The organism is Robbsia sp. KACC 23696 (assembly GCF_039852015.1).
Taxonomy (GTDB): Bacteria; Pseudomonadota; Gammaproteobacteria; order Burkholderiales; family Burkholderiaceae; genus Robbsia.
This window is the reverse complement of sequence record NZ_CP156627.1, coordinates 758,478-773,716: the sequence shown is the minus strand read 5'-3', so window position 1 is coordinate 773,716 and position 15,239 is coordinate 758,478. Positions and strand designations below refer to the sequence as shown.

At 59.4% G+C, this 15,239-nt stretch carries 16 protein-coding genes; 8 read left to right on the top strand and 8 right to left on the bottom strand.

What is annotated here, in order from left to right; translation table 11 throughout:
• Nucleotides 1-144: 144 nt before the first annotated feature.
• Nucleotides 145-882: a 4'-phosphopantetheinyl transferase superfamily protein gene (locus ABEG21_RS18220; protein WP_347558036.1), complete on the bottom strand. Its 738-nt coding sequence runs from the start codon at nt 880-882 to the stop codon at nt 145-147.
• Nucleotides 883-1,003: 121 nt separating this feature from the next.
• A complete protein-coding gene (locus ABEG21_RS18215; protein ID WP_347558035.1) occupies nt 1,004-1,906 on the bottom strand; it encodes a LysR family transcriptional regulator in 903 nt (300 codons plus the stop codon).
• A 99-nt stretch (nt 1,907-2,005) separates the two neighbouring features.
• Here ABEG21_RS18215 and ABEG21_RS18210 point away from each other — a divergent pair, with 99 nt between their 5' ends.
• The 3 genes from ABEG21_RS18210 to ABEG21_RS18200 are packed head-to-tail and all read left to right on the top strand — an operon-like array spanning nt 2,006 to nt 5,025.
• Nucleotides 2,006-3,310, top strand: a complete 1,305-nt coding sequence (locus ABEG21_RS18210) for a citrate:proton symporter (RefSeq protein WP_347558034.1) — start codon at nt 2,006-2,008, stop codon at nt 3,308-3,310.
• 25 nt (nt 3,311-3,335) lie between these two features.
• Nucleotides 3,336-4,694 carry an acyclic terpene utilization AtuA family protein gene (locus ABEG21_RS18205; RefSeq protein WP_347558033.1) on the top strand — a complete coding sequence of 453 codons (1,359 nt, stop codon included), beginning with the start codon at nt 3,336-3,338 and terminating at the stop codon, nt 4,692-4,694.
• 1 nt (nt 4,695) lies between these two features.
• A complete protein-coding gene (locus tag ABEG21_RS18200; RefSeq protein ID WP_347558032.1) occupies nt 4,696-5,025 on the top strand; it encodes a hypothetical protein in 330 nt (109 codons plus the stop codon).
• A 155-nt stretch (nt 5,026-5,180) separates the two neighbouring features.
• On the opposite strand, the gene ABEG21_RS18195 is transcribed toward ABEG21_RS18200, so the two are convergent.
• The 3 genes from ABEG21_RS18195 to ABEG21_RS18185 form a co-directional block, all read right to left on the bottom strand.
• The gene (locus ABEG21_RS18195) at nt 5,181-5,630 is read right to left on the bottom strand and encodes a PA2169 family four-helix-bundle protein (RefSeq protein ID WP_347558031.1); all 450 of its coding nucleotides are present in this window, start codon (nt 5,628-5,630) and stop codon (nt 5,181-5,183) included.
• Between the two features lie 159 nt (nt 5,631-5,789).
• A complete protein-coding gene (locus ABEG21_RS18190) occupies nt 5,790-6,380 on the bottom strand; it encodes a GGDEF domain-containing protein (protein ID WP_347558030.1) in 591 nt (196 codons plus the stop codon).
• Between the two features lie 217 nt (nt 6,381-6,597).
• Nucleotides 6,598-6,726 carry a hypothetical protein gene (locus tag ABEG21_RS18185; RefSeq protein ID WP_347558029.1) on the bottom strand — a complete coding sequence of 43 codons (129 nt, stop codon included), beginning with the start codon at nt 6,724-6,726 and terminating at the stop codon, nt 6,598-6,600.
• A gap of 517 nt (nt 6,727-7,243) precedes the next feature.
• Between ABEG21_RS18185 and ABEG21_RS18180 the strand changes: the two genes are divergently transcribed.
• Nucleotides 7,244-8,434, top strand: coding sequence for a Fic family protein (locus ABEG21_RS18180; protein ID WP_347558028.1), 1,191 nt, complete (start codon nt 7,244-7,246; stop codon nt 8,432-8,434).
• Nucleotides 8,435-8,509: 75 nt separating this feature from the next.
• On the opposite strand, the gene ABEG21_RS18175 is transcribed toward ABEG21_RS18180, so the two are convergent.
• Nucleotides 8,510-9,418 carry a LysR substrate-binding domain-containing protein gene (locus tag ABEG21_RS18175; RefSeq protein WP_347558027.1) on the bottom strand — a complete coding sequence of 303 codons (909 nt, stop codon included), beginning with the start codon at nt 9,416-9,418 and terminating at the stop codon, nt 8,510-8,512.
• Nucleotides 9,419-9,632: 214 nt separating this feature from the next.
• On the opposite strand from ABEG21_RS18175, the gene ABEG21_RS18170 reads away from it, so the two are divergent.
• From ABEG21_RS18170 to ABEG21_RS18160, 3 genes are all read left to right on the top strand, one after another.
• Complete coding sequence (locus ABEG21_RS18170) at nt 9,633-10,616, top strand: DUF1852 domain-containing protein (RefSeq protein WP_347558026.1); 984 nt, start codon at nt 9,633-9,635, stop codon at nt 10,614-10,616.
• 25 nt (nt 10,617-10,641) lie between these two features.
• Complete coding sequence (locus tag ABEG21_RS18165; RefSeq protein WP_347558080.1) at nt 10,642-11,673, top strand: methionine synthase; 1,032 nt, start codon at nt 10,642-10,644, stop codon at nt 11,671-11,673.
• A gap of 176 nt (nt 11,674-11,849) precedes the next feature.
• Nucleotides 11,850-12,548, top strand: a complete 699-nt coding sequence (locus ABEG21_RS18160) for a DUF998 domain-containing protein (protein WP_347558025.1) — start codon at nt 11,850-11,852, stop codon at nt 12,546-12,548.
• Between the two features lie 66 nt (nt 12,549-12,614).
• Here the strand turns inward: ABEG21_RS18160 and ABEG21_RS18155 are convergent, their stop codons facing one another.
• Both ABEG21_RS18155 and ABEG21_RS18150 read right to left on the bottom strand, forming a co-directional pair.
• Nucleotides 12,615-13,250, bottom strand: coding sequence for an NAD(P)-binding domain-containing protein (locus ABEG21_RS18155; protein ID WP_347558024.1), 636 nt, complete (start codon nt 13,248-13,250; stop codon nt 12,615-12,617).
• A gap of 51 nt (nt 13,251-13,301) precedes the next feature.
• Nucleotides 13,302-14,162: an inositol monophosphatase gene (locus ABEG21_RS18150; protein WP_347558023.1), complete on the bottom strand. Its 861-nt coding sequence runs from the start codon at nt 14,160-14,162 to the stop codon at nt 13,302-13,304.
• A 113-nt stretch (nt 14,163-14,275) separates the two neighbouring features.
• Between ABEG21_RS18150 and ABEG21_RS18145 the strand changes: the two genes are divergently transcribed.
• Complete coding sequence (locus ABEG21_RS18145; RefSeq protein WP_347558022.1) at nt 14,276-15,184, top strand: LysR family transcriptional regulator; 909 nt, start codon at nt 14,276-14,278, stop codon at nt 15,182-15,184.
• Nucleotides 15,185-15,239 lie beyond the last annotated feature (55 nt).

Below are 15,239 nucleotides of genomic sequence, written 5' to 3'. Positions count from 1 at the left end.
CGGGATGACGGCGATGGACGAACATACCGTCGCGCGCCATCCCTGTTCTTGTGTAACGCCTGCATGTCTCTTGCAAGCGGATGTATTCGATAAAGCGGGGAACGATCAAACGTCCCGCCTTCGCGCCTCTCGTCGCCTGTTTCGTCAAGCGCCGTCGCACGCGATCCTTTCCGACGCCACTGTTGCCGGGCTAGCAAAGGCCAGGCACCCCATATAGCCGGGTATATCGAGCAACCAGCAATAGCGAAGGTCATTCATGCCGGCCATCGATGGCCCGAGCGTTGCCGCGAGGGGTCGTACGCCCGCCGAAAAATCGATGGACAGTGACTGCAAACCATCCGCGATGCCGAGTCCCCGTGCCTTCAACAACGCTTCTTTTGCCGTCCAACACTGAAAGAAGCGCTGTCGCAGCAGCGCCGGCGACAGCGTCGTATCGGATAGCAGCAAGCGCTCGGAAGGCGTACACACGAGATCGAGTAAGGTGCGCCAATCCAAGGTCGGATCGATCCGCTCCACATCGATACCGACATCCCGCGTATCGGACAACGCGATCAAGGCATGATCGCCTGCGTGAGAAACGTTGAAGGACAGCGCGGACTCGGTGTCGCGCAACGCCGGTCGTCCGCGCGAGCCAGTCTTAAAACGCACCGAGGAAGGGTCGATATCAAGGTGCCGACCCAACACGTTTCGCAGCGCACTGCGCGTCGCCTGAAAGCGGCGTCGGTCACTGTCTTGCCGATAAAGGGCCGCACGTGCATGTTCGCTTGCATCGAGGACCGCAACGTCTATCGCTTGCTCGGAGGCCGGAATGGCGACATGCCATATCGCCAGGTCCGACGGCCAGCGCCCTTCACTCCGCAGCAGTACAGCCTGTTCGATCATTACGCATTCCTTTCGCGTGCGTTGATGCTACGACGCCGGAAAAAGGCATGACAGAAGGATAAAACATCATGCAGCGAGACGCAATTAAATGAGAATCATTTGCAACTGATATTCTACGGACTCATTTCGCGATCGATGTTTCCCATCGTTCGATCGCCATCGAGACGAAGGTTTCAGCGACCGGCGGCAAGGTCCTGCCGCGCTTCTTGATCAACGCGATCGGCCGCAAGAACGTGGGATCGACGATCGGTCGGACCTTCAACTCCGGTTCTGCGCGCACCTCGCGCGCGGACGCCGGCAAGATCGTCACGCCCAGTCCCGCGCGCACCATCGCCACCGCCGTCATCATGTACATTGGTTCACACGTGATCTCCGGCAGATATCCCGCCGCGGCAAACGCCTCATCGACGACCGCACGCACGCTCGTACCCCGAGCGGTCAATACGAGAGGGAGGCCGGCGAGATCGGCCAAGGCGATGCGTTTGCGTCGTGCCAGCGGATGGCGTACCGGCAGCACGGCGACGAGCCGATCGACATCGGCGTGCAGCACCTCGAACGCACGGTCGGTAAGTTCGCCGCCGGTAAGACCGATGTCGACATCCTCGTTACGGACCAGCGTGTTGACCATGCTGGCAACGACGTCGCGCACATGAAAGCGGGCACGCGGCACGACAAGCTTGACCTGCTGAATCAACTCCGGCAAGACGCTGGCCGCGAACGTCGGCAGACAGCCGATGCGCACCACGCCGCTAGAGCCATCGCCGAGGGCCCGCGCATCGCGCAACACCTGCTCCATGTCATGCAGCGACTTCTCCAGTACCGGCAGCAAGGCACGTCCCGTCGGCGTGAGCGCGACGTTACGACTGTTGCGGTCGAGCAGACGCACGCCGATGGTCGCTTCCAGTCGTCGAATCTGCACGCTCAAGGCCGGTTGCGACAGATGCAAGCGCTGCGCCGCACGGGTGAAGCTTGCCGTCTGCGCCACGGCGATGAACGCGCGAATATCCCGAAGACTCAGATCCATGATGTTTTGTAATCGCTGCGATCAAATCATTTCAATTGTTCTATTGCACGATCGAACTTACGCTGAACCGCATTAAAAAACAATATTGGAGACAAGCACATGCTGCCATTACTGGGGCTGGCTACGATCGTCGTGCTATTAGCCGCGATTTTGTCGAAACGGATGTCGCCGTTGGTCGCGCTCATCATCGTGCCGATCGCCGCGTCGCTGATCGGCGGATTCGGCTTTCAGACCAGCAAATTCGTGATCGACGGGCTCAAGAGCCTGGCGCCCGTCGTCGGCATGTTCGTCTTCGCCATCCTGTATTTCGGCACGATCACCGATGCCGGCACGCTCGACCCGATCATCGACCGCATCCTGCGCGCCGTCGGCACGCGGCCCACGCGCATCGTCATGGGCACGACGCTGCTCGCCCTACTGATTCACCTCGACGGCTCGGGCGCCGTCTGTTTTCTCGTCACGATCCCGGCCATGCTGCCCTTGTACGATCGCCTAAAAATGGATCGGCGTGTGTTAGCCGCTGCCGTGTCCTTGGCTGCGGGCATTAACTTTCTGCCATGGACAGGACCGATGATCCGTGCGTCCGCGTCCCTCCATCTGCCGATATCGGCGCTGTTCAATCCCTTGATTCCGGTGCAGGCCATCGGGCTCGTGTTCGTCTTCGGCGTCGCTTACTGGCTTGGACGACGCGAGGAAAAGCGCCTCGGCCTCACCGGCGCCCTAGGCTCGGTACCGATGCCGAAACGCGAATTGACGCCCGACGAGCAAGCGCTGCGCCGGCCGCGCCTGTTCTGGTTCAATCTCGCGCTCACGGCCGTGGTGCTGGGCACGATGGTCGTCATGGGCGAGAAAGTGCCCCCGACGATCATGTTCATGGTCGGCCTGTGCGTGGCCTTGATGATCAATTATCCGAACGTCGATATGCAGCGCAAGCGGATCGATGCGCATGCGCGCGCGGCCTTGATGATGGCCGGCATTCTGCTCGCTGCCGGCGTCTTCACGGGCGTGCTGCAAGGCAGTGGCATGCTGAAGGCGATGGCGCAAGCCGCCGTTGGATTCGTACCGCCGTCGATGGCAGGCCATATTCCGGTCGCCCTCGGTCTGCTGTCGATGCCGCTCAGCCTGTTGTTCGATCCGGACTCTTTCTACTTCGGGGTGCTCCCGGTGATTGCCGAGGTGGCCGGACAGCTCGGCGTGGCGCCGGTGCATGTCGGGCAAGCGGCACTGCTCGGGCAGATGACGACGGGCTTCCCGGTCAGTCCGCTAACGCCCGCAACATTCCTGGTGGTGGGTCTGTGCGGCATCGATCTCGCCGACCATCAGAAATTCACCTTCCCACTGCTGTTCGGCGCGTCGATCGTCATGACGATCGCCTGTGTCGCGCTGGGTGTTTTTTCATTATGAGATTCATTGAACGGATGAGGTCAGCATGACTGCCACGCAAGACCACCGCCGCGTGCGGATCGGCGCCGGCGCCGGGTATTCGGGCGATCGCATCGAACCCGCCGTCGAACTCGCGGAACACGGCGCGCTCGATTTTCTCGTCTTCGAATGCCTCGCGGAACGGACCATCGCCATCGCGCAGGAAGCACGGCGCAAGGATCCGCAACAAGGCTATGATCCTTTGCTGGAAGCGCGGATGCAGGCCGTCCTTCCCGCCGCGATCCGTCATGGCGTACGGATCATTTCGAACATGGGCGCGGCCAATCCCATTGCCGCCGCGCGGAAGACTGCACAGATCGCACAGGCGCTTGGGCTAGGTGACATCAAAATAGCCGCCGTCACCGGCGACGACGTGCTCGATGTCGTGATGCAGGGCGACTTCCGTTTCGAGGAATCGGGAGACGATGTCGCATCGTACAAGGACCGCATCGTCTCGGCGAATGCTTACCTGGGCGCCGCGCCCATCGTCGATGCGCTCGCCGCAGGCGCGCAGATCGTACTGACCGGCCGCGTGGCCGATCCGGCGCTGTTTGCGGCACCGCTGGTGCACGCATTCGGGTGGCGCATGGATGACTGGCACACGCTGGGACAGGCCACCGTCATCGGTCATTTGCTCGAATGTGCCGGGCAGGTTACCGGTGGCTATTTTGCCGATCCTGGCGTCAAGGACGTTCCGAATCTCGCGCGCCTGGGCTTCCCCATCGGCGAAGTCGCGGCCGATGGGTCGGTCGTCGTCACGAAGCTGCCTGATGCCGGCGGCCGTGTGACCGAAGCGACGTGCAAGGAACAGTTGCTGTACGAAATCCATGATCCGCGGCGTTATTTACAACCGGATGTCGTCGCCGACTTCTCGCAGGTCAGTGTCCTTGAAGAAGCGCGCGACCGCATTCGCGTCACCGGCGGAAGCGGGTCGGCCCGCACGCCGACGCTGAAGGTATCGGTTGCCTATGTCGACGGCTTTATCGGCGAAGGCCAGATCTCCTATGGTGGCCCGGGAGCGGTAACGCGAGCACGGCTCGCGCTCGATATCGTGCGAGACCGCCTCTCGCTGACCGGTGTGCGGACGAGCGAGCTGCGTTTCGACTTGATCGGCGTGAACTCCTTGCACGGCGATACGGTGGGCTCGCGTGCCGGCGAACCCTATGAGGTACGCGCACGCGTGACGGGGCGAACCGCGTCCGCGGCAGAAGCCCGACGCATTGCAAACGAGGTCGAGACGCTATACACGAACGGTCCGGCAGCCGGAGGCGGTGTTACCAAGTCGGTGCGTGAGGTGCTCGCCGTGCAATCGATATTGCTGCCGCGCGAACACGCGAAGCCGACGTTTTCATTTGTCGAGGGATGAGATGAAACTACGGGACATCGCGCACTCGCGCACTGGTGACAAGGGCAATACGTTGAATATATCGGTCATCTGCCTTGACCCTGCGCATTATGAAGCGCTGCGTATCGCATTGACTGCGGCGCGCGTGAAAATCTTTTTAGGCGGGGTCGTACGCGGAGAGGTGGTGCGTTATGAGCTGCCGCGTCTGGCGGCTTTTAATTTCGTACTCGGCGATGCACTCGGTGGCGGCGTAACGCGCTCGCTGGCACTCGACGCACACGGTAAATCGATGAGTTCGGCGCTATTGGATCTTGACGTGTCGGATATGCAGTTTGACTGTCCAGCATCTTGAAATTACGTCGTTTTAGCGACATTAGCAATGCTTGGCTGGCTTTCTCACCGCCTGCAACGTGCAAGCAGTGAGAAAGACCAACGACGGACGCGCCCGCGCGTTAGCGCAAAAGGCGGCCCGTCGTTACTACCCGTGAGAGCACGGTAACGCCGGGATTACTTCGCTTCGGCGCGATAGGCATTGCGCAAATCGCGAATGCGATCGTGGTTGCGCAGCACGCCCTGGTATTGTTTCTCGACCAGAACGCGTACCTCGCTCGGCAGTTCTTGCGCAAGCGCATCGCTGTAATTCTTCTTGGCCGAATCCTCGCCGCGCTCCACTTCTTCCAGCACAGCCAGATCGTCATTCGACGTCACCGACGATTTCACTGCAACCCAGCCGCGATGCAGTGCGCCCGCGATCGAGCCGTCCTCTTCGGGCTTGCCGCCCAGACGTGTCACTTCTGCACGCAATTCGACGACAGCATGCGCGCATTCGCCCGCACGCTCGTTAAATAGGCCCTTAAGATCAACGCCCTTCGCATCTTCGGCAGCCTTCCGGAAGCCCTTCTCGCCGTCGATGGATGTCTCGATCAAGCCGTTCAAAATTTTGGTGGTGGATGTCATCGCTAATCTCCTTGTTATCGTTAGTCGAGCGCAAAGTATGAGCAAGGAGCGGGCCTGAGCGGCAAATTAGCGACGCCATCGAGACGATTGGACGACATTCCCACGTTGCAGCGCACGCGCTTGCACCGAACGATGCGGCGGCCGCAACCGAGGCGGCACTCATTCGGACAGCGTGTTTCTGCCGTCCAGCTTCGCGCGATACAGCGCGCGATCCGCGCGTAGAAATGCGTCGCGCCACGTCGACTCGCCATGCTCGACCGTCGCCCGGCCGAGACCGACTGTCCATTCGGGCATGTCACTCGTGTAACGACGGCAAGCCTCCTGGATCTGCGCGGCGCAGGCCTGCGCGTAAGGGGCGCGCCACGCGGGGAGGACCGCCAAAAATTCATCACCGCCCAGTCGGCCGAATTCGCCACCCAAGGACTCCACCTCCGAGCCCGCAAGGCCGGCCACGGCCTTGAGCACGCTGTCACCGACCAGATGGCCGTAGCGATCGTTGATCTGCTTGAAGTGATCGAGGTGCAAAACCAGAATGGTCGCGCCGGGCACGATCAGCGCGCGCGAATGCACTTCAAATCCGGCGCGGTTCCACACGCCGGTAAGGGGGTCGCGCAATGCCGTGGCGCGCAAGCCTTGCTGCGCACGTTCGGCGGCCATCGCAAGCAGACCGAGATTCAGGACAGCCGGCAGCAATTGGTCCGATAGCATCGGAATGAGTGCCAGCAAATTCGGATGTGGAATGGCATCCACTGATGTCAGGGCATGACATTGCCACGGACCATGCCCGATTGCAGCGCCCCACCGGCAGCGGGTGAGTCGGCCCGCGACGATCGATTGGCTCGGCCTCAGTGCTGGCCAGGGCAAGATCGTCGTACGGCGCCATACTCACACGTCTAAATGCGCACGTGGCTGGTATCCGTGCCGGGCCCGACCATATCGCCATGCCCGGCCGGGTAGCGCTCGGCTATTACTTCTTGCAAACACCGCCCTTGTGATGTTTGCCCGTGCCGCCCGTCAAATGCGTGCCCTTCGGGCAAGCTTGAGCAACCGACGATGCGAAGACCGCAACCAACATGACAGCCAAGATTTTTTTCATGTCTATTTCCAGGTAGCGCGTTTTCCGGTGCGCCGTTAGCCGTCCCACAAAAATGCCGAAAGCGGCATTCCACGGTGAATAACGCGCCAGCGCGCCATTGGTTGACAGCGGTGGGGGGGACTAAGTTATCCAGTCGACCACATCCAATCTCGCCTGTGCCCGCGTTTCGTATCGGCACCGCGACTCCAGCAATACTTCGCCCGGATGGACAGGGCTCATACAATTCTTAAACATACTCACTCCTATCAATGCGGGTCTTCGATTCGAACATCATAAGGCCCACTATTGCCCCATTTGAAGCTCAACCTGAACTGGTCGTTGATCCGCACGTGCCAGGCGCCGTCATACTCCGTTAAGTCATTACCAGGCGGAACCTTCATGAAGTTCAGCGACGAGGCCACATCAGCTTGCGCGATCCGCAGTATTGCAATTTCGCGAAATAAGACCAGTCTCATTGGCTTTTATTATAAAAAAATGCGAAACTCTATAATAAAGACGCGAAATGAGGGTGCGTGTTATGCAAGCTTGTCATTCCAGGGCCGGCAAGACCGTTCCGCAAGGAAGCGGCTATTTGGCATATGTCCCGGCAAAGTTGCCGCCAAGCATCGGTTTCGACGGTAAAATGATCCGACTCCTGTCGGAGGCAGATATTGCGCTAGGGCGTCTCGCAGGGATTACCGAGATTCTGCCAAATCCAGATTTGTTCGTTGCGATGTACGTACGTAAAGAGGCTGTGCTGAGCTCGCAGATCGAAGGAATTCAATGCACACTCGATGAGGTGCTGGAAGCCGAGGTACATGACGGAGGCGCACGCACCAAGGACATCGCCGAGGTCGTCAATTACGTAGACGCAATGAACTACGGGATGGAACGACTGGCGACGCTGCCACTGTCGCTGCGGCTCATCCGTGAGACCCACTCGCGCTTGATGGACGGCGTGCGTGGGGAGCACAAAGATCCGGGTGAATTCCGCAAAACGCAAAACTGGATCGGCCCTCAGGGCTCCACGTTAAGCAACGCGTCCTTCGTCCCGCCGCCAGTTCCGGAAATGAACGAAGCGCTGTCCGACCTTGAACAGTTTATGCATGACAGGCACTCCCTGCCTGTATCAATCCAATGCGCCATAACGCATCTTCAGTTTGAAACAATCCATCCTTTCCTCGATGGAAATGGTCGTGTCGGACGACTGCTTGTGCCCTTGATGCTCCATCAACGTCAGGTAATGGCCAAACCACTGCTTTACATTAGCCACTACCTGAAGGCAAACCGGTTCGAATACTACGACCGCTTGATGGATGTACGGGTGAATGGAAACTGGGAGGGATGGGTCAAATTCTTCCTCACCGGTGTCGCGGCCGTCGGACATGAGGCCGCCGACACAGCAAAACGCATCGTCCAATTCCGCACGGCCGCACAGCAAGCTTCCGTCAAGATGGGAAAGCCGGAGTTAGCGCTGATCGATCATCTGTTCAGGCATCCGATCATGGACGCTCGCGCCGCAGAGCGACTACTTGATGTCACCTATGCGACGGCGAATAATGCGCTCTCTAACCTCGAAAACGAAGGACTTGTTAAAGAGACGACCGGCAAGAAACGCAATCGCGTGTTTCGATTCCAAGGATACCTTCAACTTTTCGACGATACACCCAACGAGGCGCACAACATCTACGATCGCGAGAAAGCGCGCGGGTATCAGCACGGCGCTTAGAGCCGTTCAGGTAACGATGTCCCGCATCGATTCAATGAAGGGCTAGCACCGGATCGGAGGGGCAAGTGTGTCGAACTAGTCTCGCATTTTCGCGCCCGCCCATGTCCACTCTCGCGCGTCTTTGAGAAAGGCGGCAAGGTAATCGATATTGTCATCCGTCTTGCGCGTGCCGAGGAAAATCTGCTTTGCAATCCCCTTCTTTCCAAGCTGCACGACCGTTAGCGGCATCCAGCTCGCATACTCCTCCACGAGCCAGCGCGGCAATGCCGCGACGCCGCGGCCGCTCGCCACCATCTGCAGGATGATGTCGGTCGTCTCGATCACCTTGTGGCGTTTCGGCACCGTGTTCGCTGGCGTAAGGAACTGCGTGTAGATATCGAGCCGTTCGGTTTCAACGGGATACGTTATCAACACTTCCTCCGCCAGTTGCTCCGGTGTGACATACGCTTCGCCCGCCAACGCATGGTCATCGCCGACCACCAGTACCTGCTCGTAATCGAATACCGGCTGAAAATGCAGCTCCGCCCGCTTGAGCGGATCGGGTGTGACGAGCACGTCGATTTCATAGCCTAGCAACGCGCCAATGCCGCCGAACTGGAAGCGCTGCTTTACGTCGACATCGACATCCGGCCAGCGCGTCAAGTACGGCGACACGACCTTCAGCAGCCACTGGTAGCACGGCGCGCATTCCATGCCGATCCGCAATGTGCCGCGTTCGCCCTGCGCGTACTGTTTCATGCGCGCTTCGGCGAGCTCGAATTGCGGCAACAACCGGTTCGCAAGGCCGAGCAGATACGCTCCGGCCTGCGTGAGCCGCAAAGCGCGCCCCTCACGCGTCCATACCGGTGTACCCAACTGCTGCTCGAGCTTCTTCACGGCATGGCTCAGCGCCGACTGCGTGAGATTGAGCGTATCGGCCGCGGCCGTGAGCGAACCCTTCCGCTCCACTTCCCGCACGACCAGCAAATGACTGCGCTCCAGCATCGCTTACTCCATGAACAAAGTTAATGCTTTCATGAAATAAATCCATTTTTATTCATGAAGCGGAAACTATATCATCCTCCGCAGTTCTGCTACTTCCGATCGGCACAAAGCGCATGGCCGCCGCGCCGTTCGACGCATGCCGTTTGAGCAAGGCGCGTTGAAAAGCAAAGAGCAGGCAGCGCGCCCATCTCAGAAATCAAGGTGCAAGATCACTATGCGTAAAGAATTCACCTTTCTCATCGAGAGCATGCATTTCGATGAAGACTATTGCCCGTCAGAAAACACCCGCATTACGACGAACTTTGCCAACCTGGCCAGAGGGCCAAGTCGCCAGGAGAACTTGCGCAACACTTTCAGGATGATCGACCGGCGCTTCAATGCATTGGCACATTGGGATAACCCAGAAGGTGATCGCTACACCGTCGAGATCGACATCGTTTCAGTCGGAATGCATGTCGAGGGCGTCAACAACTGCAACGCGCTGCCGTTGATAGAAATATTGAAAACGAACATCCTCGATCGGAAGGCCGGGAAACGCATCGATGGTATTGCTGGAAACAATTTTTCCTCCTATGTCAGGGACTATGACTTCAGCGTGCGATTGCCCGAGCACAACAAGGATCAGCCTGACTTCAGCAAGCCCGAGGGCTTTGGCGAGTTGCATGGGAGGCTGTTCAAGCACTTTGTCAGCTCGCGCGCCTACAAGGATCGTTTTGCAAAGCCGCCCGTCATCTGCCTGAGCGTTTCGAGCAGCAGGACCTATCGACGGACCGTCAATCTGCATCCCGTGTTGGGCATCGAGTACCAGCAGAACGACTATTCGTTGACGGACGAATATTTCGAAAAGATGGGCTTGAAGGTCCGTTATTTCATGCCGCCACACAGTGTTGCGCCGTTTGCTTTTTATTTCGTCGGCGATCTGCTTGCCGATTACACCGATCTCGAGCTCATCAGCACCATCAGCACGATGGATAGCTTCCAGAAAATCTATCGACCGGAAATCTACAACGCGAATTCTCCAGCCGGCCCGCTTTTCAAGCCGAGCCTGAAGCAGCAGGACTTTTCGCTGACGCGGATTGAATACGATCGCGAAGAACGCAGCCGGCTGGCTGTCGAGCAGGGGCGATTCGTCGAACAGCAATTCATCAAGCCTTATCAAGCAATGCTCGAGCAGTGGTCTGCCGAATACGCTCTCTGATCAACAAAACACAAGGTTTTCTACCATGAAGAAAGTGCTCCCCACATCCACTGCCGGAAGTTTGCCGAAACCGTCCTGGCTCGCTCAGCCCGAGACACTGTGGTCGCCGTGGAAATTGCAAGACAAAGCATTGATCGAGGGCAAACAAGATGCCTTGCGCCTGTCGTTGCAGGAGCAGCAACATGCGGGGATCGATATCGTCAGTGACGGTGAACAGACACGCCAGCATTTCGTGACCACGTTCATCGAGCATCTCCACGGCGTGGATTTCGCCAACCGTAAGACAGTCCGTATTCGCGATCGCTACGATGCGAGCGTGCCCACGGTCGTGGACGCGGTTGCGCGCCAAAAGCCGGTCTTCGTCGAAGATGCCAAGTTTCTGCGCCAGCAAACCAAGCAACCGATCAAGTGGGCGCTCCCAGGTCCGATGACGATGATCGATACGCTTTACGACGATCACTACAAGAGCCGCGAAAAGCTTGCGTGGGAGTTCGCAAAGATCCTGAACGAGGAAGCGAAGGAATTGGAGGCTGCAGGCGTCGACATTATTCAATTCGACGAGCCCGCGTTCAATGTGTTCTTCGATGAGGTGAACGAGTGGGGCGTGGCAACCTTGGAACGCGCGATCGAAGGGCTGAAATGCGAAACCGCCGTACATATCTGCTACGGCTACGGCATCAAGGCCAACACGGACTGGAAGAAAACGCTGGGATCCGAGTGGCGGCAATACGAGGAAGCGTTTCCGAAGCTGCAGAAGTCCAGTATCGATATGATTTCGCTGGAGTGTCACAACTCCCACGTTCCGATGGATCTGATCGAACTCATCCGAGGCAAGAAGGTGATGGTCGGCGCTATCGACGTCGCGACCGATATCATTGAAACCCCGGAGGAAGTCGCCAGCACGCTGCGTAAGGCACTTCGCTTTGTGGATGCGGACAAGCTCTATCCGTGCACCAACTGCGGCATGGCGCCCTTGTCGCGTGCTGTTGCTAGGGGCAAGCTAAATGCTTTGAGCGCGGGGGCGGAACTGATCCGGCGAGAGCTGGCACCCATCTAAAGGCACTTTCAAGATAGGATGACCGGGCGCTTACTGAATATCGCTGGCAAGAGGGATTGTGCCCGAGAACAACTCAAAGAGTTATAAGGCGCTTCGTAAGTGCTGTTTGAAAAACGTGTGTTTGACCGCCCTACTTCGGCGATAATGACTTTTACGCTTGCGAACCAAGGAGGCGCATGCCTGTTCAATCGGTGGCCCCACGCACGCAGCGAATAAGCGATTCCGCGAAAGTCGGCGGCTTATGTTTTGCCGCCGCCGGGTTGCTCTACCTTGCCGCGGAAACGATATCGGCCGCCGCATGGCATACGCCGCCCTACAGTTACGCCCGGAATTACATCAGCGACCTCGGCGTAGCAGGATGCGGCATCCTCTTTCATGGCCGACCGATCTGCTCACCACTGCATGGACTGATGAACATCGGTTTCATGCTGGAAGGCCTACTCTTCTTCATCGCCAACCTCATCGTGTCCGGACAGACGACGCGGCCCTGGCGATTTGGCATCGTAATGCTGGGCTTATTGCATGGCGTGGGCATGCTCCTGGTGGGGTACTACCACGGATCGGAAGCGGCGCTGGAAGACGGATCGCTACGCTACCATCTGTTAGGTGCCCAACTGGCGATCGTCTCTGGCAATGTCGCGCTGATCGCATACGGGTGCGCGCATCGCCAGATCGGCCTATCTCGACGGTTCGCGTCGTTGAGCATCGTCCTCGGAAGCGTCGGCCTTCTCAGCGCCGTAACCTTGGTCTCGCTCCTGACCACGCTCCCGCGCGGTCTTCTCGAACGCGGATCGGTCTATTCCATCATGATATGGGAAATCGTCACAGGGTCGATGATGGCGTGGCGCAACCGCTCGGCCAAGCGCCGTCGTTGAACGGCGCATCGGCTTCGTTACCGCCACAGGCGGCGCGGGCGCGGCCCGGGCCGCGCGCATCGTCTATCAGTATGCGGCAGTCAAGGCGAACGGCTTGAAGCCCTTCGCCTTGATCAGGTGCGGCACCATCAGGATCAGCGCTTCAGTGGCGCGCGCCGTCTCGATGCCGCCAAGGTCGATGATCCACTCGGCGGACCAATCCAGATCCAACAGTAGCGCTTGCACCTGCGCTTTCGCGGCTTCATCGTTACCGCTTAAAAATGCCTGCGGCGGCGTTGCCACACTGCGCGGCGCCACCATGACGCTGAAGATCATCGTATTGAGCGCTTTGACGACGCGCGTCTCCGACAGCGCCGCTTGCAGCCGTTCCGCCACGCTGTCGCCGGGGTAAAGCAGCCCACCCGGCAAGCCGTTCGGCAGACGCGTCGTCGCGTTCGACACGTCCAGCAGCGTTTTACCCGCCAGCGATGCGGCAAGCGCCGTGACGCTAACCAGCGCCGTATCGCCAGGCAGCGCGTTGATCACCAAGTTAGTCGACGCCGCCGCGTCCACCAGCGATGCATGCCGTACCGCCGCACCCTGCCACTTTGCTCGTGCAGCTTGTGGATCGCGATGGCCCACGGTGATGTCATGGCCCTTGGCGGCCAATGCATTCGCCAGTGTGCCGCCTACGCGTCCCGCGCCGAGAATGCCGATTTTCATGCTGTGCTCCATTGAAATAGTGAGGGTCAGTCTTTCCGACGAGCGTGCGATTCAGCGCACCTTGTCGAGCGCATCGAGAAATGCGCGATGTATGCCGGGCGCGCAGACCAGGAAGTCATCACTGGCAAGGGTCCAAGGCCGACCGTGAATATCGGACACCACGCCGCCGGCTTCGGCCACGAGCAATGCGCCGGCAGCCTGCCCGGACCGTACATTGCTGTACTGCCAGAAGCCGTCGATCCTTCCGGCCGCCACGTGGGCAAGTTCGAAGGTCGCGGGAACCGTCGTGCGCACGACGAGCGCGGCATCGAGCATCGCGGTCACCGACGCGCCGATCCGACGATGGGTTTCAGTGCCTTCACCCGGGCGCGCCTGTCCGGTACTCAGGATCGCCGCGCTCAATGCCGTTTTCTGAGATACGCGCATCGGCACGCCGTTCGCGTATGCCGCGCCGTGGCCGCGTGCCGCCGTATAGAGACGTCCCGCGACCGGTTCATAAATGGCGGTTAGCACGGGCACGTTATCGCGAATCAATGTCGCGCTGACGCCCCACTGCGCAATACCCTGAACATGGTTGATATTGCCCTCCACAGGATCGACGAGCCACCATTCCCCCGCGGGCAATGCGCCGCCCGCCAGCTCGTCCTCCACCCACCCGGCCTTTGGACGGGCTTGCTCGAGGAGACCCCGCACGATGTCGAGCGACAACGCATCGTTGACCTCTATTGCTCGCACGATATCCGACGGATCCGCGGGCGGCGGCGCCATCTCATCGAAATGACGCAGCAATTCGGCGCCTGCAACGCGCACCGTCGCGACCATGGCCGCAAGCAGCGCATCGTCACGCGCACTGAGCGTTGCAGCCGCTGCCAGGCGCTGCGCCGTCTGCAGCATTGGTGTGACTTGATTCATGGTTTCTCTCCTTTGCTAAGCAAGGTGTAGTGGTTCCGAACCGCATGGACTTCATTTTTCGGCTTATCTCAATTAACATCAAGTCAACTCTTCTTACCTGTTAGATAACGCATATGCAACTGGATATGAATCTGCTCGTCGCGCTCGACGCCCTGTTGGACACGGGAAGCGTTGGCGGCGCCGCGGCACGCATGCACGTCAGTTCACCGGCGATGAGCCGCACGCTCGATCGGATCCGTCATATGACGGGTGATGCCGTCCTGGTACGCGCGGGACGCCACATGACACCGACGCCATACGCCGAATCCATTCGAGACGAGGTTCGTGCGATCGTCGCGCGGGCCCAGGCGGTGCTGGCGCGCGAGCAGCGTTTCGATCCCGCGCTGATCGAGCGACACTTCACTGTCCAGTGCCACGACGCCTTGGCCTGTGCATTGGGTCAGGGCCTGCTTGCCGATCTGCGTCGTACCGCGCCGCACGTAAAATTGAGATTGCTGGCTGAAGATCCCTTTTCCGACGCGCCGATGCTACGGCACGGCGATGTCGACTTACACATCGGCGCAGCGTTGCCCACGCAGTCGGATGTCTCGCATAGTCTGCTGGGCCATGACACGCTTGTCGTTGCAATGCGAGTTGGCCATCCGCTATTGAAACGCAAGCTGAGCAAGGAACGATATGCCGCTGCAGAGCATGTGATCGTGTCGCGTCGCGGGCGACTGAGAGACCGCGTGGATGAGACGCTTTCGTCAGACGGACTGGCACGCAGCGTCGTCGCATCGGCGCCTTCCGCGGCGTCGGCGCTATGCATGGTGAGCGCATCCGATCTCCTCGTGACCGTGCCTAGCAGAGGATGCGCATCGATGGCGAGGGCCCTTGCATTAGGCACCGCAACGCTACCGCTTACCGTGCCCGCGCTTCCGGTGATCAGTACATGGCATGTCCGTCACGATGGCGACCGCGCGCATGTCTGGCTTCGAGAGGAAGTCGCGCGCATTGCAAAGGGGATGTTGGCATCGGCATAAGCCGATCACGTTGCCGCGTTCGTTCGTCCGAACGTTTCATTATTTTGGCCAACTG